Below are 25,306 nucleotides of genomic sequence, written 5' to 3'. Positions count from 1 at the left end.
TTGCCACCAATGTCCAAGCCCGGCTTCAACGATCTGGTCGCCTTCACTGCGGTGGCCACGCACCGCAGTGAAGGCGTGCCGCCGCTGAGGTGGGCTTGGCGCCGTCCTCGCTCAGCCATGTGATCAGCGCACTGGAGCGCAATCTCGGCGTGCGCCTGTTACACCGGACCACCCGTAGCGTGTCGTTGACCGAAGCCGGCGAGCGCCTGTACGCAAGGCTGGTGCCGGCGCTGCAGGAGGTGGACCACGCGTTGCTGGCGCTGGACGATTTCCGTGGCGGGCCCACCGGCACGGTACGCATCAACGCACCGGAAGTGGTGGTGCAGGTCTTGCTGCAGCAGGTAGTGCCGCAAGTGCTGGCGCGCCACCCGGCGCTATCGGTGGATCTGGTGAGCGAAGGCCGGCTGGTGGATATCGTGGCTGCAGGATGCGATGCCGGCATTCGCTTCAGCGAGTCGGTGCCGCAGGACATGGTGGCGGTACCGTTCGGTGGGCCTACGCGTTTCCTCGCCGTCGCGGCGCCCGCCTATCTTGCGCGCGCCGGGATTCCATCAACGCCCGATGCCTTGCACCGGCATGCCTGCATCCGCCACCGCATGCCCAGCGGCCGGCTGTACCACTGGGAGTTCGAGCGCCGTGGCGAGGAGGTGGTGATCGATGTGCCCGGGCGGCTCACCCTGGACCAGATCGCGCCGATGCGCGAGGCAGCCGAAGCCGGCCTTGGTATCGCCTACGTGCCCGAGTACGCGGTCAGCGCCGCCCTGCAACGCGGCACGTTGGTGCCTGTGCTGGACGCATGGTGTCCCACCATTCCGGGGCTGGTGCTGTACTACCCGGGGCATCGGCATCTGCCGCCGGGTCTGCGCGCCTTTATCGAGACGCTCAAGGAGCTGCTGCCGCAGCACGGCTGAAGCGCACCTCACGGCTCCGACCATGGTGCTGCCTGCACGATCACGCGTGCGCCAATGCGCGGCAGCAACAGCAGAACCCGGCGGTGTGCGGTGCTATGGTTCGCGCCATGCGTCCGGCCGCCATCCGGTTCACTGCCACCTTGCTGCAACCGGCAACGCCGGCCGATGCCAGCTGGCTGTTTCTGCTGCTGCCTGCAGCGGCGAGCAACGCGTTGCCTACGCGCAGCATGGTGAGCGTCACCGGGACGGTGGCCGGGCACCCACTGCAGGCGACGCTGCAGCCGGACGGGCGGGGCGGGCATTGGCTGACGATCGAACGCGCCCTGCAGCAGGCAGCCGGCGTGTGCGCTGGACAGACGGTGGCGCTCGCGCTGACGCCCGTGGCCGAAGAGCCCGAGCCGCTGGTGCCGGACGATCTGCATGCAGCGCTGGCCGCGCATCCGGCCGCGCGTGCGACCTGGGACGACATCACCGCCGTGGCGCGGCGCGATTGGATCTTCTGGGTGGTGTCCGGCAAGAAGGCCCAAACGCGGGGCAAGCGCATCGCTACCGCATGCGCCATGCTGGCCTCGGGCAAGCGGCGTGCGTGCTGTTTCGATCGCTCCGGCAAGTACAGCCACGCGCTGGCGGCACCCACGCCAAAAGCGGGCTGAAGCAGGCGGTCCGGTGGGCGAGTTGCCGCCATCTATAAGCCAAAATGCTTACATGCGTCACACAAGCGCGCACCTATACTCCGGGGCTGTCCCACCGAAGAGGTTCTGACCGCATGAGCGCACCCCCATCGTCTCCGATCGCTGCCGGTTCTGGCACAGCTGCCGGCAGCCTTCGCCGCTCGGTGTCCAACACGCTCAAGGGCTCGGCAGGCAACCTCGTCGAGTGGTACGACGTCTACGTCTATTCGGTGTTCGCCACCTACTTCGAGTCGCAGTTCTTTTCCAAGGAAGACAAGAACGCCACCATGTTCGTGTGGGCGATCTTTGCGATGACGTTCCTGATGCGCCCGATCGGCGCGTGGTATTTCGGCCGCTTCGCCGACCGTTATGGCCGCCGCCTGGCGTTGACCATTTCGGTATCGGTGATGGCGCTGTGCTCGTTCGTGATTGCGATCACGCCCACGGTGGCCACGATCGGCATCGCTGCGCCGATCATCTTGCTGGTGGCGCGCCTGCTGCAGGGCTTTGCGACCGGCGGCGAATACGGCACCAGCGCCACATACATGTCCGAAGCGGCGATTCCCGGCCGGCGCGGGTTTTTGTCGTCGTTCCATTACGTGACGCTGGTGGGCGGGCACGTACTGGCACAGACCACCTTGCTGATCATGTTGCATTTCTTCGATGCGTCGCAGGTCTCCGAATGGGGCTGGCGCGTGGCGTTCGGGCTGGGCGGCATCGGCGCGTTGGTGGTGTTCTGGCTGCGCCGCACGATGGATGAGTCGCTGAGCTCCGAATCCATCGCCGATTCGCGTACCGGCAAGGCCAAGGCCTCCGGCTCGATGCGCGAATTGTTCGTCAATCAGTGGCGTCCGCTGCTGTTGTGCTTTTTGATCACCGCCGGCGGCACGATCGCGTTCTACACCTATTCGGTCACCGGGCCGAAGATGATCCAGACCGCGTTCGCCGGTGGCGACGTGATGGCCGGCACCATCATCAACCTGGTGGCGCTGACCGTGCTGATGCTGATGCAGCCGGTGGGCGGCTGGTTGTCGGACATCGTCGGGCGCAAGACCTTGCTCGTGTTCTTCGGCATCGGCGGCGTGCTCTACACCTGGTTCCTGGTGATGGAACTGCCCAAGCAGACCGACTGGTTGACCGCGTTCGCAATCCTCACCGTGGGCTTTGTGATCCTGACCGGCTACACCTCGATCAATGCCGTGGTGAAGGCGGAATTGTTCCCCACCCACGTGCGCGCGCTGGGTGTCGGCCTTGGCTACGCGCTGGCCAATTCGGCCTTCGGCGGAACCGCGCCGTTGCTGTATCAGGCCTCGCTGAAGACCAACCACGTGACCGAGTTCGTGATCTATGCGACAGCGGTGATTGCGGTGTCGTTGGTGGTTTACATGTTCTTCCTGACCAACAAGGGCAGCAACTGGCTGGACGACGAAGCGGCGATGCATCAGCGCAAGCGGTGATGCGCGCGCGCGGGCAGAGCCCTTCCCTTCTCCCTGCGGGACATTGTCCCCCCTCATGGGCGAGAAGGTGCCCGAAGGGCGGATGAGGGGCGCCTCAGGTGATTGGCATACCGAGCGTGGTAAACGCGTCGCCACGCGCAGCCAAGGTGAAGCTTCGATGCTGCGGTCGTGCATTGGTAGCCAAACCCTCAGCTCAACCCCCGCTCCGCGTCCCGGCCTGCACTAGCAGCGCGGCCGCTGCAAGACATGCGCGCCAGTGGAGCGCAAGCAGTGCCTTATCGTCCTGGCGGGAGAGGGGCTAACGCGGGCTGCTGTTCTGCGCCGTCCTGATGCTGCGCTGTTGTCTTAGCAAACACGCTGTAACGCAAACCAATCAACCCCAACAACGCTTCATCACGATGCGCGCCTGCCGGCACCTTGCCCACGCGCGTCAGCGACATATCCAGACGATCACGCAAAGAGTCAGGCCCAGGCAACGGACGCTTCCGTGCAACCTGCCGCCGGTAGTGCGCAGCCACGTCGCGCAACATCGCGTCCACCGCATCGCGACTGGACGCCGGCAAGCCATGCCGTGCGCGGCGCAGCTGCAGGATGTTCAAGCCTACGCGCACTTCGTTGAGCATATCCACCGAGGCCAGGTCGCTACCTTCCGGCGTCAACGCCAGCCGTGGCGCAAGCAGACCAAGCAGATCCAGCATGCGTGCGGCAAAGTGCTGGCGATCCTGCGCGCCATGTCCGTCGGCGGCATCGGCCAGCGTGCGCCAGCCCTGGCGCACCAGTCGGCGCGCGCTCCATTCGGCACCGACCGAACGAAACAGACGCGTCAGCACCACCGCAAACCCGATCCCCAGCACCATCGCCACCGCCGCGTTGACGAAGCTCTGCAGGTTGGCGCTGTAGGTGTTCTGCAGGCTCAGCAGCGCGGTGAGGTTCACCACCAGCGGCAAGGCGATCAGCATGCTCCCGGGGCGATGCAGCAGTGCGCCCAATGGCAGGAAGACCGCCGCCAGCACCACCACCAGCATCGGGAAATCGTGGATGGCCGGGAAGATGCCGAACTGATAGATGCCGGCAACCACGCTGGCCACCACCGCCCAGGTCAGGAACGACAGCATGCTCGGCGCGGGGTCGTCCTGCGCGGCGAAAAACGCAGCAGTCACTGCGGCCATCATCGCGCCGTTGCCGCCGCCTTCCCAGCCGATGCCGATCCACAACACGCAGTACGCCATCAGCGCAAAGCCGGCGCTCAGCGCGGAAAATGCGGCCATGCCCAAATCGATGTGGCGCGTGGCGTGTGCCGCAACCGGAGTGTCAGCGATCTCTGCAGAGGGCTGGCCCGGTGGCCGCCACGCTGCCGCACGCGTTGACGAGCGCAGCGCGCCATCGCGCGGCGCCGCGTCGTCCTGCGTGGGCACGGCCGGCTGCGCCGTGCGATGGCGCGAGAAGCCCAGGCGCTGCAGCAACGCCCCGGGCGCTGCGGAACGCGCCGCGGCATCACGCGCTGCAGGGTCGGCTTGCATGGATGCAGCAGGTGCCGGCGCCGGCGGCACACGCAGCGCAACGGGCTCGGTGCCCTGCACCAGCGCCTGCTGCAACGCGCGGCAGTCCTGCCACAGGTCGAGCAGCTCCTTCAGGCGCAGCAGCACACTGTCCAGCAGCAGGTGATCGATGTCCTGATCCACCACCGGGCGCAGTGCCTCGATGCGCGCACGCAGTGCATCAGCCTGTCGGGCGGCATCGGCATCGGCATCGGCATCGGCACTGCCGGTGTCGGCGACATGATCCACCCACGCAGCAACAGCCTCCAGCAATGTCGCCAACTCCGGCCCGTGCGCGGCGTCGTCGCGCTGCAAGGCGTCCAGGCGGTCGGCAATCGACGACAGCACCGGCAACAGCATCAGCATGCGTGCGCGCAACTGTTCCAGCGCAGGCGCGGCGCCGGCATGGCGTGGGTCGTCATGGCGCACGAAGGCGATCAGGGCCTGGAACTGCACCAGATCGGCCGCCAGCCGATTGCGCGGCGCCTGCGACGGGCCGCGCTGCAGCACCTGGCGGCACCATTGCGCGGCGTCCTGCATCCAGTTGCCGATCCGCGCGGTGAGCATCGGCTTGACCGAGGCTGGGAACAACAGCGACGCGAACAGCACCGCCATCACCGTGCCCAGGATGATCTCTTCGCTGCGGGCCACCACGGTGTCGAAGATGCCTTCCGGCGAGGTGACCGCAGGAAAGCCGATGAAGGCGGTGGTGTAGCCGGCCAGCAGGAATGCATAGCCGCGCGGGCCGCGATTGAGCAGCGCCAGGAACAGGCAGGCCGAGAGCCACAGTGCCATCGCCGCGCTCAGCAGCAACGGCGTTTCCACCAGATTCGGCAGCATCACCAAGGTGGCCACGCCGGCCAGCAAGGTGCCGAGCACGCGGTACACGCCCTTGGCACGGGTGGGGCCGAGCAGCGGTTGCGAGACGATGTAGACCGTGGCCATGGCCCAGTACGGTCGCGACAGATTGCCGGCCAGTGCGACATACAGCGCCGCGATCGAGGCGGCAAAGGTCTTGGCCGAAAACAGCCAGGCCTGGCGATCGCGCAACAACGGGCTCATCGTGCAGCCGTGGTGGTATTGCGCCCGGCGTCGGCATCCCAACCGCCGCCCAGCGCCAGAAACAGCTGGATCTGGTCCTGCGACACCTGCGCCTGTGCGTTGGCCAGGGTCATCTCGGCGCTGGCCAGGGTGCGCTCGGCGTCCAGGCTGGACAGGTACGGCGTGCGTCCGCCCTGATACAGGCGCCGGTTTTGCGCCGACGCCAGCTCGGCCTGTTGCTGCGCCTGTTCCAGCAGATGCAGGCGGTCCAGGTCCTGCGCATAGCGCGACAAGCTGGTCTGCACCTCGCGCAAGGCCTGCAGCACGGTGTTGTCGAACTGCGCCAGCGCCGCATCGGCGCCGGCTTCGGTGGCGCGCACCCGCGCACGCGCACCGCTGGAGGGCAGCGTCCAGGAAATCAGCGGGCCCAACGACCATGCGTGTGTGGCCGGCTCGCCGAAATCCGCCAGCAGGCCGGTGGCGCCGATCGAACCGCCCAGGCGGATGTCCGGATACAACGCGGCAGTGGCCACGCCGATGCGCGCGGTGGCGGCGGCGAGCCGGCGCTCGGCCTGGCGCACGTCTGGGCGGCGCGCCAGCAGCGCGCGGCCATCGCCGATCGGGATCGGCTGCTGCACTGCAGGCGCGTGCGCGCAGCTGTCCACGCCGGGCGGCAACTCGCCGGGCGTCTTGCCGAGCAGCGCGGCCAATTGGTAACCGGCGGCCTGGCGGCGCGCCCGTAGCGGCGGCAGCGCCGCTTCCAGCATCGCCACCTGTGCGGTGGCGCGCGCCAGATCGGGCGGCGTGCCGCGACCGGCCGCGATCAGGCGCTGGGTGATCTGGCGGCTGTGTTGCTGCAACTGCAGCGAATGCTCGGCCACCTGCAGCTCATGGTTGGCGTGGCAAATCTCCACATAGCTGCCGGCCACCTGCGCGGCCACGCTGACGCGCGCCAGATCGATCGCCGCCTGCGCCACCTGCGTGTCGGCATGCGCGGCTTCGGCGCCGCGTTGCAGCTTGCCGAACAGATCGAACTGGTACGACACGCCGAACTTGCCATCGGCCAGGTTGAATACCGGCAGCTTTTCTTCCTGCAAAAATGCTTCGGCCGAGACCTGCGCGCGGCTGACACCGGCTTCCACGTCGTAATCGAACCCGCCGGCATCCATGGCCTGTTCGTACACCGCGGCAGCGCGGCGCAGGTTGGCACCGGCGACCTTCAATTCGACGTTGTCGCGCAGGGCCTGCTCGATCAGGCCATCCAGCATCGGGTCCTGATACAGCGCCCACCAGCGCGCCGGCAGCGCGGCGCCGGGCTGCACCTGCGCGTTGCCGGTGTCCAGGAACGCGGCATTGGCGGCCGGGCGCTGGTAGGCCGACTCGGCCGGCACCGCGTAGTTCGGGCCGACCGTGCTGCAGGCACTGAGCATGCTCAGCAGTGCGGCCACTCCCAGCGGACGCAACATCGCGCGGTTCATGGCGCCGCCTTGGCCTGCACATGGGCAGGCGCGGTCGCCGGGGTTGGGTGCGCTGTGTCGGGCAGAATGCTAACCGTGGCAGTGCGCCCTGCGATCAACTGCACATGCGCAGGCACGCGATCCAGCACGATGCGCACCGGGATGCGTTGCGCCAGCCGGACCCAGTCGAATGCCGGGGTGACATTGGGCAATGCGCCGGCGCTGCCGCTACGGTAGCGGTCTTCGATCCCGGCGGCGATGCTCTGCACATGCCCCTGCAACGTGACCGGCTCGCCCATCAGCTGCACGTCCACGCGCTGGCCGGGGTGCACGCCCTGCAGGCGGGTTTCTTCGAAGTAGCCATCGACGCGGAACGAGCCGGTGTCCAGCACCGCCACCACCGGACGCCCGGCGTTGACGTAGTCACCCACCCGCACGGTGCGGTCGCTGACGCGACCGTTAGCCGGGCTGCGCACCTGGGTGCGGTCCAGGTTGAGCTGGGCCAGATCCACCGCCGATTGCGCGGTGGCCACTGCGGCCTGCGCCTTCTGTACGTTGGAGCGGCGCACTTCGGCATCTTCGGCGGCGACCAGATCCTGCAGGCTGCGGTCGCGCGCGATCTCGCGGCGCAACTGGGTCAGCGTAGCCTGGCGTTCGGCCAGCGCGGCGCGCGCCTGTTCCAGCGCGATCGCATAGCGCGCGCGGTCCACCACGAACAGCAATTGCCCGCGCGTCACCGGTTGGTTGTCGGCCACGGCGACCGATTCCACCAACCCGGAGACGTCCGGCGCCACCTGCACCACATCGGCGCCCACGTGCGCATCGCGCGTCCACGGCGCCTGCATGTAATAACGCCACAGGTGCTGCAACACCCACGCGGCCAGCACCACCATCGCCAGGGTCAGCAGTGCCGGCCCCGCGGTCTTGAGCAGCTTTTTCACGATTGCATCCAACGGGTAAGGAAGAACAGGCCGCCCAGCAGTGCGATGTACAACGCCAGGTTGAACAGCGCCGGGTGCCAGATGTAGCGGTAGGCGCCAGCGCGGGTCAGCAGCGCGGCGATGCTGCTGTTGAGCAGGTAGGCCAGCGTCATCAACGCCAGCAAGGTGGGTACGAACACACCGTAGAGACTGAATTCGCCGTACATCGGGCACATCCTGGAAAAAGAACCACAGCGCCCGGCGCAGCGCGCCGGGGCATCGGAAAGGGCACAACGGGCGTCGCGCGCGACGCCGACAGCCGACTCAGTCGGCCTGGCTCAGCCGCGCATGCGCCTGCGCGATCTGCTCCCACAAGGTCAGCACCACCTGCACGTCGGCGTCGCTGAGTGCGCCCAACACCTGCGCACGCAGTGCATCCAGGCGGATCTCGATCTGGCCGACCAGTGCCTGGCCTGCATCGGTGAGCCACAGCTGGTTGGCGCGGCGGTCGCTGCTGTCGGCCTCGCGGCGCAGCAGGCCCTGCGCGGCCAACTTGTCCAGCAAACGCACCAACGAGGGGCCTTCCATGCCCAGTTGCTGGGCCAGCGCCACCTGGCGGATGCCGCCGCCGGAGCGCCCGATCATCAGCAATGGTCCGGTGCAGGCGCTGGACAGGTCGAACTCGGCAAACGCCTGATCGGCCAAGCGTTGCCACTGACGGGCAGCCACCAGCAGACCGGAACTGAGCTGGGCGCGTGGAGAAAGAGCAGGTTTCATAATAGATAGGATGCTATCAATTCATAAATGAATCAATAGTCACTGAATATGTGCAAGCTGGCGCAACCGCCACTGGGGCGGCCGGGCCGTCCTCGGGTACCATGCACGCCCCCTTTGGGTGCACCTGCGCATGAGCCAGTCCAACCAGCCCGATTCCTCCGTCACCCAGACCCAGGCCGAAGAGGCCGTGCGCACCCTGTTGCGCTGGGCGGGCGAAGATCCCACGCGCGAGGGCCTGCTGGACACCCCGCGCCGGGTGGCTGAAGCCTACGGCGACTGGTTCAGCGGCTACCGCGAAGAACCGCGCGAATACCTGGAACGCACCTTCGAGGAAGTGGCCGGCTACGACGAGTTGATCGTGCTGCGCGACATTTCCTACGAAAGCCATTGCGAGCACCACATGGCGCCGATCATCGGCAAGGTGCACGTGGGCTATCTGCCGCGTGGCAAGGTCGTCGGCATCAGCAAGCTGGCCCGCGTGGTGGAAAGCTACGCGCGCCGCTTCCAGGTGCAGGAAAAGATGACCGCGCAGATCGCCCAATGCATCCAGGACGTGCTGCAGCCGCTTGGCGTGGGCGTGGTGGTGGAAGGCGCGCACGAGTGCATGACCACCCGCGGCATCCACAAGCGCGGCGTCAGCATGGTGACCTCCAAGATGCTGGGCACCTTCCGCGAAGATGCGCGCACCCGCGCCGAATTCCTGCAGTTCATCGAAGTGGGCGGCAAGCGTTGAGGCAGTCGCGGCAGCGCCCATGAAGCACCAGGCACGTATCGCCGGTTATCGGCAACTGCGCGAGCAGCCGGTATGGAAACTGCTCGCCGCCGACCACGCACCCGAACTGATCGGCCTGCTGCAGACGGTGCTGATGGATGGCGAACGCCGCCTGCCTTCGGCCGTGTTGCACGAACGTTTGCAGCGCCAGCTCGACGCCTTGCGCGCCGACGAGCTCTCGCGCGAACTGCCGCGCACCGCACAGGCATATCTGGCGCATTGGTTGGCACAGGGCTGGCTGGAACGCCGCCTGCCTGAAGGCGCAGCCGAAGAAGAATACGAACTCTCGCGTGCCGCGACCCAGGCCATCCGCTTCATCGCCGGCCTGCGCGAAAGCAGCAGCAGCGCCACCGAAAGCCGCCTGTCGCTGGTGATCCAGCAACTGGTGCAGCTGGCCGGACAGACCGAGGCCGATCCAGAGCTCCGGCTGGCCGCGCTGCGCGATGAACGTGCGCGCATCGATGCCGAAATCGAACGCGTGGCCTCCGGCCGCGTGGCGGCGCTGGACGGCAAACGCGCGCTGGAACGCGCGCGCGACCTGATCCATCTCTCTGACGAGCTGGCCGAAGATTTCCACCGCGTGCGCGACGACTTCGAGCAGCTCAACCGCCAATTCCGCGAGCGCATCATCGACGACGAAGGCGCGCGCGGCGACGTGCTCGAACAATTGTTCAACGGCGTGGATGTGATTGCAGACAGCGAAGCCGGGCGCACCTTCGAGGCGTTCTGGAGTCTGCTCAACGACACCCAGCAAAGCAGCCAGCTCGACCAGGCGCTGGATGCGCTGCTTGCCCGTGGGTTTGCCCGCAAGCTCGATCGCCGCGAACGCGCCTTCTTGCGCGGGCTGACCGGCACGCTGCTGGAACGCGGCGGCGAGGTGCACACGGTGATGCAGCATTTCGCGCGCAGCCTGCGCGGGTTCGTGCAAAGCCGTGGGTATCTGGAACAGCGCCGGCTCAATCAATTGCTCAAGCAGGCGCAGGGCGAAGCCTTGCAATTGCGCGACAGCCTCCACGCCACCACCGCCACCGGCTATACGCAGGCACTCAGCAGCAGCCGCCTGCGCTCGCTGTCGCAATGGCGGCTGCACGATCCACGGCTCACCCAGGTCGATGGACGCGTGCAGGCCGCCGACGCGGCCGAGATCTCGCTGGACAGCGTGGGCGATCTGGTCGCGCAATCGGAGATCGATGTACGCAGCCTGCGCAACGACCTGCATGAGCTGCTCGGCCAACGCCCGCGGCTGACCATCGGCGACGCCTTGCAACAACGCCCGGCCGTGCAGGGCCTGGGCAGCGTGATCGGATACCTGTCGCTGGGCACGCGCCACGGCATGGTGATCGAAGGACAGATGGAAACGGTGCAATGGGAAGGCAGCGACGGCGCCGTGCGGCGCGCGCGCATTCCCTTGGTGTGGTTTACCCGGGAGAAACGCAATGAACTGGTCTGAGGACGCCGGCCCGGACGCCGACGAGAGCACCGCGGTGTCGGCCATCGACGACCGCATGCCGATGACGCAAGCCTCCAGTGCCGAGCCGCGCGGCGAGCTGTTTTTAGGCGACACCGGCACGCTGCCGTTCGACGCGCGGCGTGCGCTGTGCCAGTTGCTGGCAGGGCCCAGCATCGATGCGCAACGGCACGGCGCGCTGTGGCCGGCGTTGTTGCGCAACGAGGTGGCGATCCGCCAGGTGCTGTGCGAGCTGTTTCTGGAGCTGGTGCTCGACCGCGAGGGCGGGGTGGCCTTCACCCGCCAGGCCGACACCGCCGAGCTCGAATCGCCCACCTTGCTGCGCAGCGCGCCGCTGACGTTCATCGAGTCGGTGTTGCTGCTGTTCCTGCGCCAGCAACTGGCCGAGGCCGATACGCGCGGCGAGCGTGCGGTGGTGGACGAAGCGCAGTTGGTGGAGGCGTTGTCGGTCTACGAGAAGAACGTGTCCACCGATCGGGCGGGCTTCGCGCGGCGGGTGATGACGGCCATCGGCAAGATGCGCGACAACCAGTTGCTGTCGCGCTTGCGCGGCAGCGAGGAGCGCTATGAAGTCTCGCCGGTGCTGAAGCTGTTGTTCTCGGCAGAGGATGTGCAGGCCTTGGTGGTCGCGTATCGCGGTTTGCGGGAAGGGGATGTAGCTGCTGAGTAATTTTCCTTCTCCCGCGCCGGCGCGCCGGCTTCCGTTCTCGCGTCGGGACATTGTCCTCCTTCATCGGGAAGAAGCTGCCCGCAGGGCGATGAGGGGACGTTGTGGCGTGGTGCTTGGGAACATGTCGTATGTGTTGCATCTACTGCGACGACGGCAGTTATAGGAATCGCAGCATCGACAGCAACAGCGCCGCAGCAACTCACCACACAGCAGCGCGGCACCATGCGTCATCCGGTTTTTCGCGTTCCACGTCGTCCCGTTTTGATGAGTGAGCTATGAATTCCCAGTCCAATCTGTCGCCAGCGCAACCAGGTGCCTCCTTGTTTGCCGAGACGCTCGCCGAGCAACGTGCGCAGCAGTTCCGCATGCGGCGCTTGCAGGTGCACAACTGGGGCACCTTCAACGGGCTGACCGAAGTGCCGATCGCGGAGAAGGGCTTCCTGTTTGTCGGGCGTTCGGGCTCGGGCAAGTCCACCTTGCTGGATGCGATGTCGGCACTGCTGACGCCGCCGAGCATCGTCGACTTCAACGCCGCCGCGCGCGAAGCCGAGCGCAGTGGGCGCGATCGGAGTCTGGTGTCGTATGTGCGCGGTGCGTGGGCCGATCAGCAGGACAGCGCGTCCGGCGAAATCGCCACCCAATACCTGCGCAAGGGCGCCACCTGGACCGCGCTGGTGCTGGAATACGCAAATGCGCACGGCGAGGCGGTGAGCCTGATCCGCTTGTTCTGGATCGCCGGCAGCGGTAACGCGGCGGCCGATGTACGGCGTCACTACATGGTCGCGCCACGCCGTTTCGACGTGGCGACCGAGCTGGATGGCTTCGATCTTGACCTGCGCAAGCTCAAGGCGCGATTGGGTGAGGACGTTGCGCATTTCGACGGCTTCGCCGGCTACGCCGAACGTTTCCGGCATGCGCTGGGCATCGGCAACGAGATGGCGCTGCGGCTGTTGCACAAGACCCAGTCGGCCAAGAACCTGGGCGATCTCAATGCGTTTCTGCGCGGCTTCATGCTGGACGAGCCGCGTACCTTCGAAGCGGCCGACCGGCTGGTGGAAGATTTTGCCGAGCTCGATGGCGCGCACCATGCGGTGGTCACCGCCCGGCGCCAGGTGGAAACCCTGACCCCTGCGCGCGAGCACCACGCGGCGCTGATGGCGCTGCGCCACAGCGTCGGCGAGTTGCGCGAGCTGCAGCTGGGCGTGGACAGCTACCGCGAGCAGCAGCGGCTGGCCTTGCTGGAGGAGCGGCTGCAGGAGCTCGACAACCAGGACCGTGGACTGGCCGGCGAAGAAGGCCAGCGCCGCGAATCGCTGGATAACCACGAACAAAAACTGGCCGGCCTGGAGCGCGAACAGCGCGCCGCCGGTGGCGAGCAGATCGAGGAACTGGAACGCGAACGCGCACGCGTCGAGCGCGAGCGCGACGAACGCCTGCGCCGCCGTGCACAGATCGAACAGGCCTGCCGCCAGCTCGGCACCGCCCTGGCGGCCGGCGCCAGTGGCTTTGCCGCACAGATCGCGCATGCGCAGACCGTGCTGGATAACGGCAAGCATGACGCCAGCGCGCTGGATGAGGCCATCGCCGAACGCATGGGCGCGCGGCGCGACGACGAGCGCCGGTTTGCCGAAATCCGTGCCGAACTGGATGCGCTGAAGCGCGCGCCATCGAGCATGCCCGCACCGATGCAGGCCCTGCGCGCGCGCTTGTGCGAAGACACCGGCATTGCCGAGGCCGCGCTGCCGTTCGTTGGCGAGCTGGTGCAGGTGCGCGAGGACCAGACGGCCTGGCGCGGTGCGATCGAGCGTGTGCTGCACGGCTTTGCGCAATCGCTGCTGGTGGACGAGCGGCATTACGCGCAGGTCAGCGAATGGGTCAACCGCACCCACATCGGCACGCGCCTGGTGTACTTCCGTGTGCGCCGCAACGACGAGCTGCATTCGCGGCGGGTCGATCCCGGCGCGCTGCCCGGCAAGCTGCAGCTGCGCGAGCACGCCTTTACCGAATGGCTGCGCAACGAACTGACCCGTCGCTTCGACTACGCGTGCGTGGACAATGCCGCAGCATTGCGCAACGCCGACCGCGCGATCACCCGCGAGGGCCAGGTCAAGCATCCTGGCGATCGCTATGAGAAGGACGACCGCCACGCAGTCAACGATCGCAAGCGTTGGCTGCTCGGTCACGACAACCGCGACAAGCTCAAGGTGTTCGAGCGCGAAGCGCAGGCGCTGGCCCAGCGCATCGCCAGCTGCGATGCCGATGTGGCAGCGCTGCGCAAGCAGCGTGAGCAGGACCAGGAACGCCAACTCGCTGCGCACACCTTGGTGGAGCGCGACTGGGACGAGATCGACGTCGGCCCCAAGCTGCAGCGCCTGAGCGATATCGACGAACAATTGGTGCAGCTGCGCGAAGGCAACAGCGGCCTGCGCGTGCTCGGCCAGGCCATCGAGACCGCACGGACCCTGCGCGACCAGGCCAAGCGCACCTATGAAGATGTGCGGCTGGAGCGCGCGCAACTGGCGCGCGAACGCGTGCGGCTCGAACAGCAGCATGCGGCCTGCGCGGGCCGCGCCGGTTCCGCCACGCTCACGCCCACCCAGTTGCAGGGCTTGCGGGAACGGCTTGCCGCATTGACGCCGCTGTCGCTGGACAATCTGGAAGCGCATTTCCGCGTGGTCGAACGTGGCCTGGCCGAGCAGCTGGCCGACAGCCAGGGCCGCGACAGCCGGCTCAGCGCGCAGTTGCTGGAATGCTTCCGCAAGTATTGCCAGCAGTGGCCCGAAGACAGCGGCGATTTCACCGTGAGCCTTGCCAGCGCCGACGATTTCCTCGCGCGTCTGGACCGGCTGGAAAGCGATGGCCTGCCGCGTCACGAGCATCGTTTCTTCGACCTGTTGCAGACTCAGAGCAAGAACAACCTGCTGGCCTTGCAGCGTTACACCGCCGAAGCCCACAAAGGCATCAAGCAGCGCATGGACGAGGTCAACGCCAGCCTGGAGCAGGTGCCGTTCAATCGCGACACCGTGCTGACCATCGAGGTCGGCGACCGTCGCCTGGCCGAGGTGCAGGAATTCCAGCAGCAGTTGCGCGCGGTGCTGTCGCATCAACAGACCGAAGACCGCGCCCTGGCCGAAGCGCAGTTTTCCACCTTGCGTGCGCTGGTGGCGCGCCTGGGTGCGCAGGAACCGGAGGCACGCCGCTGGCGCGAACAGGTGCTGGATGTGCGCCTGCATGTGGAGTTCATCGGTGTGGAACTGGACGCGCAGACGCGCGCGCAGGTGGAGATCTACCGCAGCGGCGCGGGCAAGTCCGGCGGTCAGCGCCAGAAACTGGCAACCACCTGCCTGGCGGCCGCGCTGCGCTACCAGCTTGGCGGCGAAGACGGCGAACTGCCGCGCTACTGCGCGGTGGTGCTGGACGAAGCCTTCGACAAGGCCGACAACGAATTCACCGCGCTGGCGATGAACATCTTCGAGAACTTCGGCTTCCAGATGGTGGTGGCCACGCCGTTGAAGTCGGTGATGACCTTGGAGCCCTTCATCGGCGGCGCATGTTTTGTCGAAATCAGCGGCCGCCATAACTCCGGCGTGTTGCTGATCGAATACGACGAGCAGGCACAGCGATTGAAGCTGCCGGAGCGCTCGCGTGGCGATGAGCCGGCAGCTGCCGATGCTGCTGGCGCAGCGCCGTCGATCGCGGCGTTGAGCGAGCCTGCAGTCGTGCAGGGCGCTACCAGCGCAGATGGCATGGCAGCCGACGGCGTGCCGATGCGCACGGCATCGCCTGCGGCGGAGGAGACCTCGTCCGCGGCGCCGGAAACGCAGACTGGTCAGCGCAAGCCGGCCGTCGCGACGGCGAACAAGCAGAACAAGGCCGCCAAGAACGCCAGGACTGCATCTTCCACGCGCGCTGCGGCACAGTCTCGCGCAACGCAGACCAAGAAACCGACTTCGCGCACGCCAGCTGTGGCCAACATGCCGGCATCCGGCAAACGCACGGCGGACGCGTCGGCGGTGTCTTCAGGAGCCAGGTCCAACGTGGGCAAGACCACTCCGTCTTCAAACACGCCGGGCAAGCCGATTGCGGCCGCAAACGCATCCAACGCCACATCCAGGAAGGTCGCCGCTGCATCTGCGCCAGTGAAAAACACTGCCGCAGCCAAGCCACGTGCAACAGCTGCATCGACTGGTCAGCCAGCGCGTGGTGCCGGCAAGACATCTTCATCACGTGCGGCAGCGAAACCGTCGCCGGCCAAAAAGCGTGCCGCTAAGGCGAACGCCCCGCAGGCGCGCGGCAAGCGCTGAAGACAATCCACGGGCGACGCCATCTGCAGGTGGCGTCGCCGGTTCGACTACGCTGCGTTGGCAGCGGGTGCCAGTGATGAGTGCAGCAGATCCCAGCCCATCTTGCCGATCAGCACGATCACCAGCACCAGGAACAATTTGCGGATCAATGGCGTGCCGCCACGTAACGCCATCCGTGTGCCGGCCACCGCGCCAGCCACGTTCGCCGCCGCCATCGGCAGGCCGATCGCCAACATCACCTGCCCGCTGGGCAAGAAGAACGACAGCGCCGCAAGGTTGGTGGCCAGGTTGACCACCTTCGCCGCCGCCGAGGCGCGCAGGAAATCCAGCCCGAAAAAGCGAATGAACAGGAAGATCAGGAAGCTGCCCGTACCCGGGCCGAAGAACCCGTCGTAGAAGCCGATCGCCGCTCCCATCGCCAACGCGGTGGCCAGTTCGCGCCGGCCGATCTGACGTGGCCGATGCAGCGCGCCGAAGTCCTTCCTGATCAGCGTGTAGATCAGCATCGCGATCAGCAGCACCAGGATCAGCGGCCGCACCGCCTGCCTGGGCATCAGGCTGACGGCGGTCGCGCCCAGGAACGAGAACGTAAACGCTGCCGCGGTGGCATACAGCACCGGCCGCCACGGAAAGCGCACCGTGCGCGCGTATCGCCACGCCGACGCAGCGGTGCCGAACATCGCACTGAACTTGTTGGTGCCCAGAATCAGCGACGGCGCCTGCTGCGGCAGCGTGGCAAACAGGCCCGGCAGCTGGATCAATCCGCCGCCGCCGACCGCCGCATCCACCAACCCGGCCACGAACGCAATGCACAGCAGCCACGGCAATTCGGTGGGAATCAGTTCCAGCAAGACCACGCTCCGCGCAACGGGGGCGACAGCATAGCCGCCGCTCCCGCGTCCCGCTTCGCAATGCAATCCCCAATCCCCAATCCCATCCCGCACAATCCCCGCATGCCGACCACACCCACCGACCCCTGTCCCTGCGGCCGCCCGGCCGATTACGCACGTTGTTGCGGCCCGTATCACGCCGGTGCCGCCGCGCCCGACGCCGAGACGTTGATGCGCGCCCGCTACAGCGCCTACGTGCGCCGCGATGCTGCGTACCTGCTGGCCAGCTGGCATCCGTCCACGCGCCCGGCCGCGCTGTCGCTGGACGAAGGCGGGCGCACCACCTGGCTTGGCCTGAGCGTGCAGCGCACCCTCGAGACCGGCCCCGAGACGGCCGAGGTGGTCTTCCTGGCGCGCTATCGCATCGGTGGCGGCAGCGCAGTCCGCATGACCGAACACAGCCGTTTCGTGCGCGAGGCAGGTCACTGGTACTACCTCGACGCGCGCTGAGACCCACGCCCACCGTCCCACCCCAGCCCGACGTCGCCACCAACTGCGCCCCTCGATGCACCGCCCGCCAGGCCTGTTCAGCCCGACGAACGGTCTTCACGCCCGCCATTTGTCGACGCCGCGTTCGCAGCCGATCGCCGAAGCTTGCCGCGCAGGCGAACTCCGCCGCGGGGGGACTTGGATCATGGCAACCTTCAATCTCTGGCAGTGGGTGCTTCTGGCGGCGGTCGTGTTCGCGATCGTGCTGCCGGCGTGCGTGGCGACCGCACTGATTCGCTTCGGCCCGCGCCACGATGCGCCGCGCCATGCCCGCCCCCGCCGAGTGACCGACAACGCCCCATCCGCGCCGGCCCTGTCGATGCTGACCGGGATCACCGGCGACGGCAGCTGAGCGTCGGGCCGGCGGCCTCTCGCTCGCACCGAGCCGCCGGCCCCACCCAGGGACGCCTCACGTATCGCCCTCTGCACGCTTGTGACCTCCAGGTTGGCTATGCTCGGCGGCTCGACTTGCCGCGCAGGAGCACCTCACCGCATGACGTCTGTCCACCCGCCGGCCATCGCGCCATGACGCTGGCCCGGCGTGCATTGCCGTTCGTGTTGGGACTGCTGCCGCTGGCAGCCTCTGCCGATCCGGCCTTCGACCGCTGCCTGGCTGGCCTGCAGTCCCAGGCCGCTGCCAAGGGCGTGGACGCTGCCAGCTTTCAGCGCTTCACCGCCGGGCTGGCGCCCGATCCCAGCGTGCTGCCGCTGCTGGATGCGCAGCCCGAATTCACCACGCCCATCTGGGATTACCTGACCAGCCTGGTCGACAGCCAGCGTGTCAGCGACGGCCAGGCCGTGCTGGTTACCCACCGCGAGCTGCTTGCCCGCCTGTCCGAACAGACCGGCGTGGACCCGGCCACCATCGTGGCGGTGTGGGGCGTGGAGAGCGATTACGGCCGTGTCACCGGCAAGCGCCCGCTGCTGGTGTCGCTGGCCACGCTGTCGTGCGCAGGCCGCCGCCAGCCGTTCTTTCGCGGCGAATTCCTCGCCTTGCTCAGCCTGCTGCAGCAAGGCGATCTGTCGGCGGACGGACTCACCGGCTCCTGGGCCGGTGCGTTCGGGCAAACCCAGTTCATGCCCTCCACCTACGCCCGCATCGCCGTGGATGGCGACGGCGACGGCCGCCGCGATCTGGTGACCAGCATTCCCGATGCACTGGCCTCCACCGCCAACTACCTGGTCAAGGCCGGCTGGGAACGTGCCCGTCCGTGGGGCATGGAAGTCACCCTGCCGCGGGGCTTCGACGCCAGCAAGGCCGGGCGCACCCGCCGCCAGCCGCTGCAGGCCTGGCAACGCGCCGGCCTGCTCGGCACCGACGGCACACCGCTGGCACCGACCGGACTGCCGGCAGAAACGCCGGCCGCCTTGCTGCTGCCGGCCGGCGCCACTGGCCCGGCGTTCCTGGTGTTTGGCAACTACGACGCGATCTATGCCTACAACGCCGCCGAAAGTTACGCACTGTCCATCGCCCTGCTCGCCGATCGCCTGCGTGGCGGCCCCGGCCTGATCGCGGCCTGGCCCACCGACGATCCCGGCCTGGGCCGGCCCGAACGGCGCGAACTGCAGCAGTTGCTGCTCGCCCGTGGCTACCAGATCGGCGAGGCCGACGGCATGGTCGGCAGTGCCACCCGCCGCGCCATCCAGGTCGAGCAGACCCGCCTGGGCCTGCAACCGGCCGACGGCCGCCCCGGCCAACGCATCCTCACCGCCCTGCGCGCCGCCCCGCCAGTTACCGGCGCCACCGCCATGCGCGCCACCGCGTTCAAGCTGCCGGCCGCATACCCGGCCTTCGCCCACTCCCCCAGCGTCCACAAGGCATCCCCCATGTCCGACACCACCGGCCTGACCACAGGCGATTTCCACGGGTTTCCGTCGCTGCTGATCGACACCCCGTTCTCCACCGCCGCCATCAGCCTGTTCGGCGGTCAGTTGCTCTCGTTCGTGCCCAAGGGCGGACAGGACGTGATGTGGCTCTCGCCCATTGCCAAGCAACCGCCTACCCCGATCCGCGGCGGCGCGCCGGTGTGCTGGCCGTATTTCGGCCGCCAGGACCAGACCGGCGACGTCCCCGCCCACGGCTTCGTGCGCACCGTGGCCTGGCAACTCACCGAAAGCCGCCGCGAAGACGACGGCACCGTGGTGCTCACGCTCACCCCGCCGCGTTTCGACGACCTGGCGCTGCGCCTGCGCATGACCCTGCGCATCGGCCGCACGCTGGAGCAACGCCTGATCACCGAAAACACCAGCGCCGCCCCGGTGCGTTTCACCCAGGCGCTGCACAACTATTTCCGTGTCGGCGACGCGCTCAAGGTCAGCGTGCAGGGCCTGGACGGCCTGGACTATCTCGATAAGTACGAGAACTACGCCACCGTTCACCGCCAGCAAGGCGACTGGAGCCTGCGCGACCCACGCGACCCCGGCCGCAGCGACCGCATCTACACCAATGCCGGCGGCCGCTACACGCTCACCGACCCGGTGCTCGGCCGCCGCATCGTCATCGCTACCGAAGGCAGCCGCTCGCTGGTGGCCTGGAACCCGGGCCAAGAGGCCGGCAGGCAGATGGCCGACGTGGGCGAGGGCTGGCGCGACTACGTCTGCCTGGAAGCGGCCAATGCCGGCCCGGACGTGATCGAACTCGCTCCCGGCGCCAGCCACACCCTGACCCAGACCATCAGCGTCGAGTAAGCGCAACAATCGCCTCCCGATCGGGCAAAGCCCACGCTGTTTTCAGAATACGAAAGCAGCAGCAACGACTCGCTTCTTCCACCGGAACATTGCCCTGCTCTATGGGGGAGAAGGTGCCCGAAGGGGCGGATGAGGGTACGAACGAAGCCTGGTGGAGGCCGAGCGCACATGTCGCTTCGCCCCGTACCTCACCCAACCCCTCTCCCGCAGGAGAGGGGCTTTCAGTAGAGGGGACCTCGGGCGCATCAGACGACAGCCCACCCCAACCCCACCATTCAATCCACCGCTACACTCGCCGCTTCGCCCAACTGCGCCGCGCGATGTCCCTCTCTCCCGATTCCGCTCCCGTCCCCGGGCGCCGCCGCGCCGCGCTGATCTTCATCTTCATCACCGTCCTGATCGACGTGCTGTCCTTCGGGGTGATCATTCCGGTACTTCCGGATCTGGTGCGCCACTTCACCGGCGGCGACTACGTGGTGGCCGCCGGCTGGATCGGCTGGTTCGGTTTCCTGTTCGCTGCCATCCAGTTCGTCTGCTCGCCATTGCAGGGCGCGCTCTCCGATCGCTTCGGTCGCCGCCCGGTGATCCTGCTCTCGTGCCTGGGCCTGGGCCTGGACTTCATCCTGATGGCCATTGCCCACAGCCTGCCGATGCTGCTGCTGGCACGGGTCATCTCCGGCGTGTGCTCGGCCAGCTTCTCCACCGCCAATGCCTACATCGCCGATGTCACCCCACCGGACAAACGCGCCGGCGCATTCGGCATGCTCGGTGCCGCCTTCGGCATCGGCTTTGTCGCCGGCCCGTTGATCGGCGGTTGGCTGGGCAGCATCGGGTTGCGCTGGCCGTTCTGGTTTGCTGCCGGGCTTGCCCTGTTGAACGTGCTGTATGGCTGGTTCGTGCTGCCCGAATCGCTGCCCGCCGAACGTCGTACCGCGCGGCTGGACTGGTCGCACGCCAATCCGCTGGGCGCGCTCAAGCTGCTGCGCCGCTACCCGCAGGTGTTCGGCCTGGCGTCGGTGGTGTTCCTGGCCAACTTGGCGCACTACGTCTATCCCAGCATTTTCGTGCTGTTCGCCGGCTACCAATACCATTGGGGCCCGCGCGAAGTGAGCTGGGTGCTGGCCGGGGTCGGTGTCTGCAGCATCATCGTCAATGCGTTGCTGGTCGGCCGCCTGGTGCGCCGGCTCGGCGAACGCCGCGCGTTGCTGCTGGGGCTGGGCTGCGGGGTGATCGGCTTCATCATCTATGGGCTGGCCGACAGCGGCACTGCCTTCCTGATCGGTGTGCCGATCAGTGCGTTGTGGGCCATCGCCGCACCGTCCGCGCAGGCCCTGATCACCCGTGAGGTCGGCGCCGACGCGCAAGGTCGCGTGCAGGGCGCGCTCACCGGCCTGGTCAGCCTGGCCGGTATCGCCGGTCCATTGTTGTTCGCCAATGTCTTCGCCTGGTTCATCGGCAGCGGTGCACCGCTGCATCTGCCGGGCGCGCCGTGGTTGCTGGCCGCTGTGCTGCTGGCCGCAGGCTGGGGCATGGCCTGGAAACGGGCTGCGCGCGGCGCCGGCACCAGCCCCGCGGCGCAGCCGTGAAGCCAACCTATTCAGCTTGCGCTCGCGTCTGCTTTTTCTGATTTGCGCAGGCACTGCTAGGCTGGTGTCCTTCGTGCCGCGGCACCGCTTTGAGCTCCTATGGTTTCCGACGTCCTGGCAGTTCCGCCATCGGCTGCGCTCGCACTGCGCCACGCCACCCAGGATGCCCATCGCCTGGTCGAAGCAGTGCCGCTGATGCAGGCGTTAGCGCAGGGGCGGGTCGATTCGGCCGCCTATGTGCAGATCCTGCGCCGCCACCATGCCTTGCTGAGCGGCTTCGAAGCGCAACTCGGCAACTGGCTGGCCACCCTGGTCGGCAACGGCTGGCATTACCGCCGTCGGGTGCCGGCACTGCGCGATGACCTGCGCGCGCTCGGCCAGCAACCGGATCTGCCGGCCGCACTGCCCGCCACTGCCGACGATGCCGCGCGCTGGGGCATGTTGTACGTCATCGAAGGCTCGCAGCTCGGTGGACGGGTGATCGCACGCAGCGTGCGCAAGCAGCAGCCCGCGCTGGCCGGCGCCCTGCGCTATTTCGAGATGGCCGACGACGACCCGGCCGGCTGGCGCCGCTTCCAGGCAGCGCTGGACCGACGCCTGGCCACCCCATCCGCACGCGACGCCGCCATCGACGGCGCGCAGGCCATGTTCGCCCACTTCCATACCTGCCTCGCAGCGGAGCCACAGCCGTGAATCAGTCCACCGAACCTCTGGATATGGATGTCTGCGCGCGGGAACCGATCCATATTCCCGGCCTGATCCAGCCTTACGGCGTGTTGCTGGTGATCGAACCGGCCGATGGCCGCATCGTGCAGGCCAGCAGCACCGCCGCCGATCTGCTCGGCGTGCCGATGGATGCCCTGCTGGGCATGCCGTACACCCAGGTGCTGGAACTGCCCGATGCGCAACCATTTGCAGTAGACGATCAACCGCAGCACCTGCTGCACGCCGATGTGCGCTTCCCGCAGCGCAGCGCGCCGACCGATCATCCCTGGGTGGCCGCCTGGCATCTATATCCGGAGCAATGGCTGATTGAAATCGAGCCGCGCGACGCGCGCCTGATGGATGTCACCCTGCGCGAAGCGCTGCCGCTGTTGCGCAGCATCGAGCGCGATGCGGGCATCAACGAGGCGGCGGTGCGCGCGGCCAAGGGCCTGCGCAGCATGATCGGCTTCGACCGGGTGATGGTCTATCGCTTCGACGAAGAGTGGAATGGCGACGTCATCGCCGAAGCGCGCCAGCCCGAACTGGAAGCCTATCTGGGCCTGCATTACCCGGCCAGCGACATCCCGGCGCAGGCACGCGCGCTGTACCTGCGCAACCGCGTGCGCCAGATCGCCGATGTGCGGTACCAGCCGTCGCCGATCCAGCCCACCTTGCATCCGCGCCTGGGCACCCCGGTGGATCTGAGCGATGTCAGCCTGCGCAGCGTCTCGCCGGTGCACTTGGAATACCTGGCCAACATGGGCGTCAGCGCCACCCTCGTGTCCTCGATCGTGGTCAACGATGCGCTCTGGGGGCTGATTTCCTGTCACCACTACAGCCCGCACTTCACCAGCCATGCCATGCGCGATGCCACCGATGCGGTGACCCGCGCGCTGGCCGGGCGCATCGGCGCGCTACAGGCGGTGGGGCGGGCGCGGCTGGAGTCGGTGCTGCTCACCATCCGCGAAAAGCTGATCACCGACTTCAACGACGCCGAGCACCTGACCGTGGACATGCTCGCCGACATGGCCCCGGACCTGATGGACGTGGTCGACGCCGATGGCGTGGCAATCTTCCACGGCAACGAAATCAGCCGTCATGGCAGCGTGCCGGATGCAGAGGCGTTGCGCCGCATCCGCGACCACATCGAATCCGAGCATCACGACGCCCTGCGCGAGGATGCGGTCGGTGCCCTGCATGTGGACGCCATCGGCGAGGTGTTCCCTGAGCTGGCCGACCTCGCTCCGCTGGCCGCCGGCTTCATCTTCGTGCCGCTGATGCCGCAATCGCGTAGCGCCCTGTTGTGGACCCGCCGCGAGCAGGTGCAGCAGGTCAAATGGGCCGGCAACCCGCAGCTGGCCAAGCTGCAGGACATCCCCAACTCGCGGCTGTCGCCACGCAAGAGTTTCGATCTGTGGCAGCAGACCGTGCGCGGCCGCGCACGGCGCTGGTCGCCGCTGCATCTGGAATCGGCGCGCAGCCTGCGTGTGCTGATCGAACTGATGGAACGCAAGCGCTTCCAGCAGGATTTCACCCTGCTCGAAGCCTCGCTGTCGCGGCTGCGCGACGGAGTGGCCATCATCGAACGCGGTGCCAAGGGCGCCGCGCACCGGCTGATGTTCGTCAACCCGGCGTTCGCCGAACTCAGCCAGACCGAAGTGGCCGAGTTGATCGGTTGCGACATCCTCGCTTTGCTGGCCGACGATGCCGCACGTGGCAAGGTCGAACTGTTCGAAGAGGCGCTACGCCTGGGTCGCGCCGCCTATGTCACCTTGCCGCTGCGCACCCGCGATGGTGCACCGGTGTATCGCCAGTTCCATCTCGAACCCTTGCCCAGCCCCAGCGGCGTCACTGCGCACTGGCTGCTGCAGTTGCGCGACCCGGAGTAAGAGCGCTGCGATCACCGGCAGGCGGCCAGCGCATGCGTCTGCCGCACTTGGTGCTCCATCAGCGGGCACGCACGCTAAGGCGCTGGCTTCGTCCGCAATGCCAGCAATGTGATCGTTCCGGCCACCAGGCCCCAGAACGCCGCGCCGATCCCGACCAGCGTCAGCCCGGAGGCGGTGACCAGAAAGGTGATCAACGCCGCTTCGCGTTCGCTGTCCTCGCGCAATGCCGCCGCCAGGCTATTGCCGATGGTGCCTAGCAGCGCGATCCCGGCAATGGCCATCACCAGTTCACGCGGGAAGGCCGCAAACACCGCTGCCACGGTCGCACCGAACAACCCGACCAGCAGGTAGAACACGCCCGCGCTGACCGCAGCGGTGTAGCGCCGCGCCGGATCTTCATGCGCTTCGCGACCCATGCAGATCGCCGCCGTAATCGCCGCCAGATTCAACGCAAAGCCACCGAACGGCGCCAGCACCGCATTGACCGCACCGATCCAGCCGACCGTCGGTGAGATCGGCACCGCATAGCCGGACGCCCGGATCACAGCCACGCCCGGCACGTTCTGCGAGGCCATGGTCACCACGAACAACGGAATCGCCAGGCCGAACAGCGCCGCCCACGATAGCGACGGCACTACCAGCACCGGGTGGGCCAGTTGCAACTGCACCGCCTCCAACCGCAGCAGCCCGCCGCTGGCAGCCATCGCAATACCCACCAACAAGGTCGCAATCACCGCATAGCGCGCGAACCAGCGCCGCCCGCCCAGGTAGGTCGCCAACATCGCCAGCGCCAGCAACAGCTGGCTCTGCATCGCCACAAAGATGTCCAGGCCGAAGCGCAACAACACGCCGGCCAGCATCCCGGAGGCAAGCGAGACCGGAATCCGCCGGATCGCGCGTTCGAACAATCCCGAAAACCCGGCCACCATCCCCAACACCGCGGCCACCACAAATGCACCGACCGCTTCGCCTAACGGCACTCCGGCTGCACTGCCGATCAGCATCGCCGCGCCCGGCGTGGACCAGGCCGTGACCACCGGCACGCGGTAGCGCAGCGACAAGCCGATACACGT

19 protein-coding genes and 1 pseudogene (1 of these 20 cut by a window edge) are annotated in these 25,306 nt (G+C 67.4%); 13 read left to right on the top strand and 7 right to left on the bottom strand.

Annotated features, from left to right (window positions below):
* Positions 1-9 precede the first annotated feature (9 nt).
* The 3 genes and pseudogenes from ACCQ07_RS20965 (at position 10) to ACCQ07_RS20955 (ending at position 3,039) form a co-directional block, all read left to right on the top strand.
* Positions 10-911: pseudogene (locus ACCQ07_RS20965) on the top strand (LysR family transcriptional regulator).
* Positions 912-1,018: 107 nt separating this feature from the next.
* The gene (locus ACCQ07_RS20960) at positions 1,019-1,564 is read left to right on the top strand and encodes a YdeI/OmpD-associated family protein (protein ID WP_372183867.1); all 546 of its coding nucleotides are present in this window, start codon (positions 1,019-1,021) and stop codon (positions 1,562-1,564) included.
* Positions 1,565-1,677: 113 nt separating this feature from the next.
* Positions 1,678-3,039, top strand: coding sequence for an MFS transporter (locus ACCQ07_RS20955; protein ID WP_011349150.1), 1,362 nt, complete (start codon positions 1,678-1,680; stop codon positions 3,037-3,039).
* A gap of 275 nt (positions 3,040-3,314) precedes the next feature.
* Here ACCQ07_RS20955 and ACCQ07_RS20950 read toward each other — a convergent pair whose 3' ends face one another.
* From ACCQ07_RS20950 to ACCQ07_RS20930, 5 genes are all read right to left on the bottom strand, one after another.
* Positions 3,315-5,639, bottom strand: coding sequence for an FUSC family protein (locus tag ACCQ07_RS20950; RefSeq protein ID WP_372363633.1), 2,325 nt, complete (start codon positions 5,637-5,639; stop codon positions 3,315-3,317).
* Positions 5,636-7,096, bottom strand: a complete 1,461-nt coding sequence (locus ACCQ07_RS20945) for an efflux transporter outer membrane subunit (RefSeq protein WP_218507982.1) — start codon at positions 7,094-7,096, stop codon at positions 5,636-5,638. The genes ACCQ07_RS20950 and ACCQ07_RS20945 overlap by 4 nt, the downstream gene beginning before the upstream one ends.
* Positions 7,093-8,016 carry an efflux RND transporter periplasmic adaptor subunit gene (locus tag ACCQ07_RS20940; protein WP_218556448.1) on the bottom strand — a complete coding sequence of 308 codons (924 nt, stop codon included), beginning with the start codon at positions 8,014-8,016 and terminating at the stop codon, positions 7,093-7,095. The genes ACCQ07_RS20945 and ACCQ07_RS20940 overlap by 4 nt, the downstream gene beginning before the upstream one ends.
* On the bottom strand, positions 8,013-8,231 hold the full coding sequence (locus ACCQ07_RS20935) for a DUF1656 domain-containing protein (RefSeq protein WP_008574653.1): 219 nt from the start codon (positions 8,229-8,231) through the stop codon (positions 8,013-8,015). The genes ACCQ07_RS20940 and ACCQ07_RS20935 overlap by 4 nt, the downstream gene beginning before the upstream one ends.
* A gap of 88 nt (positions 8,232-8,319) precedes the next feature.
* On the bottom strand, positions 8,320-8,772 hold the full coding sequence (locus ACCQ07_RS20930) for a MarR family winged helix-turn-helix transcriptional regulator (protein WP_008574655.1): 453 nt from the start codon (positions 8,770-8,772) through the stop codon (positions 8,320-8,322).
* Between the two features lie 130 nt (positions 8,773-8,902).
* On the opposite strand from ACCQ07_RS20930, the gene folE reads away from it, so the two are divergent.
* The 4 genes from folE (at position 8,903) to ACCQ07_RS20910 (ending at position 15,986) form a co-directional block, all read left to right on the top strand.
* Positions 8,903-9,505 carry a GTP cyclohydrolase I FolE gene (gene folE / locus ACCQ07_RS20925; RefSeq protein ID WP_008574657.1) on the top strand — a complete coding sequence of 201 codons (603 nt, stop codon included), beginning with the start codon at positions 8,903-8,905 and terminating at the stop codon, positions 9,503-9,505.
* 19 nt (positions 9,506-9,524) lie between these two features.
* On the top strand, positions 9,525-10,994 hold the full coding sequence (locus ACCQ07_RS20920) for a DUF3375 domain-containing protein (RefSeq protein ID WP_029820599.1): 1,470 nt from the start codon (positions 9,525-9,527) through the stop codon (positions 10,992-10,994).
* A complete protein-coding gene (locus ACCQ07_RS20915) occupies positions 10,981-11,682 on the top strand; it encodes a DUF4194 domain-containing protein (RefSeq protein WP_008574660.1) in 702 nt (233 codons plus the stop codon). The genes ACCQ07_RS20920 and ACCQ07_RS20915 overlap by 14 nt, the downstream gene beginning before the upstream one ends.
* Before the next feature lie 275 nt (positions 11,683-11,957).
* Positions 11,958-15,986 (top strand): SbcC/MukB-like Walker B domain-containing protein, encoded by a 4,029-nt coding sequence (locus ACCQ07_RS20910; protein WP_372164727.1) that lies wholly within the window; start codon positions 11,958-11,960, stop codon positions 15,984-15,986.
* Positions 15,987-16,033: 47 nt separating this feature from the next.
* Here ACCQ07_RS20910 and ACCQ07_RS20905 read toward each other — a convergent pair whose 3' ends face one another.
* Complete coding sequence (locus ACCQ07_RS20905; RefSeq protein ID WP_218505902.1) at positions 16,034-16,843, bottom strand: sulfite exporter TauE/SafE family protein; 810 nt, start codon at positions 16,841-16,843, stop codon at positions 16,034-16,036.
* A gap of 96 nt (positions 16,844-16,939) precedes the next feature.
* On the opposite strand from ACCQ07_RS20905, the gene ACCQ07_RS20900 reads away from it, so the two are divergent.
* The 6 genes from ACCQ07_RS20900 to bphP all read left to right on the top strand — a co-directional run bounded on the left by ACCQ07_RS20900 (position 16,940) and on the right by bphP (position 24,233).
* Positions 16,940-17,326 carry a YchJ family protein gene (locus tag ACCQ07_RS20900; protein WP_081711182.1) on the top strand — a complete coding sequence of 129 codons (387 nt, stop codon included), beginning with the start codon at positions 16,940-16,942 and terminating at the stop codon, positions 17,324-17,326.
* 184 nt (positions 17,327-17,510) lie between these two features.
* Positions 17,511-17,717 (top strand): hypothetical protein, encoded by a 207-nt coding sequence (locus ACCQ07_RS20895; RefSeq protein WP_031425161.1) that lies wholly within the window; start codon positions 17,511-17,513, stop codon positions 17,715-17,717.
* Between the two features lie 173 nt (positions 17,718-17,890).
* Positions 17,891-20,053, top strand: a complete 2,163-nt coding sequence (locus ACCQ07_RS20890; protein WP_372363632.1) for a lytic murein transglycosylase — start codon at positions 17,891-17,893, stop codon at positions 20,051-20,053.
* Between the two features lie 320 nt (positions 20,054-20,373).
* A complete protein-coding gene (locus ACCQ07_RS20885) occupies positions 20,374-21,639 on the top strand; it encodes a TCR/Tet family MFS transporter (protein ID WP_029820605.1) in 1,266 nt (421 codons plus the stop codon).
* Between the two features lie 99 nt (positions 21,640-21,738).
* The gene (locus ACCQ07_RS20880; protein WP_008573226.1) at positions 21,739-22,332 is read left to right on the top strand and encodes a biliverdin-producing heme oxygenase; all 594 of its coding nucleotides are present in this window, start codon (positions 21,739-21,741) and stop codon (positions 22,330-22,332) included.
* Positions 22,329-24,233, top strand: coding sequence for a bacteriophytochrome BphP (gene bphP / locus ACCQ07_RS20875; RefSeq protein WP_071118347.1), 1,905 nt, complete (start codon positions 22,329-22,331; stop codon positions 24,231-24,233). Before ACCQ07_RS20880 ends, bphP begins: the two co-directional genes overlap by 4 nt.
* Before the next feature lie 74 nt (positions 24,234-24,307).
* On the opposite strand, the gene ACCQ07_RS20870 is transcribed toward bphP, so the two are convergent.
* Positions 24,308-25,306, bottom strand: the 3' portion of a protein-coding gene (locus ACCQ07_RS20870) for a benzoate/H(+) symporter BenE family transporter (RefSeq protein ID WP_029820608.1). The gene runs 183 nt beyond the window's last position; only the last 999 of its 1,182 coding nucleotides appear in the window; the start codon falls outside the window, past its right edge; its stop codon occupies positions 24,308-24,310.

This window comes from Xanthomonas sp. NCPPB 3583, from assembly GCF_041475715.2.
Classification (GTDB): Bacteria; Pseudomonadota; Gammaproteobacteria; order Xanthomonadales; family Xanthomonadaceae; genus Xanthomonas; species Xanthomonas euvesicatoria.
The sequence above is the reverse complement of the archived record's forward strand: the minus strand, read 5'-3'. Positions and strand labels throughout refer to the sequence as shown.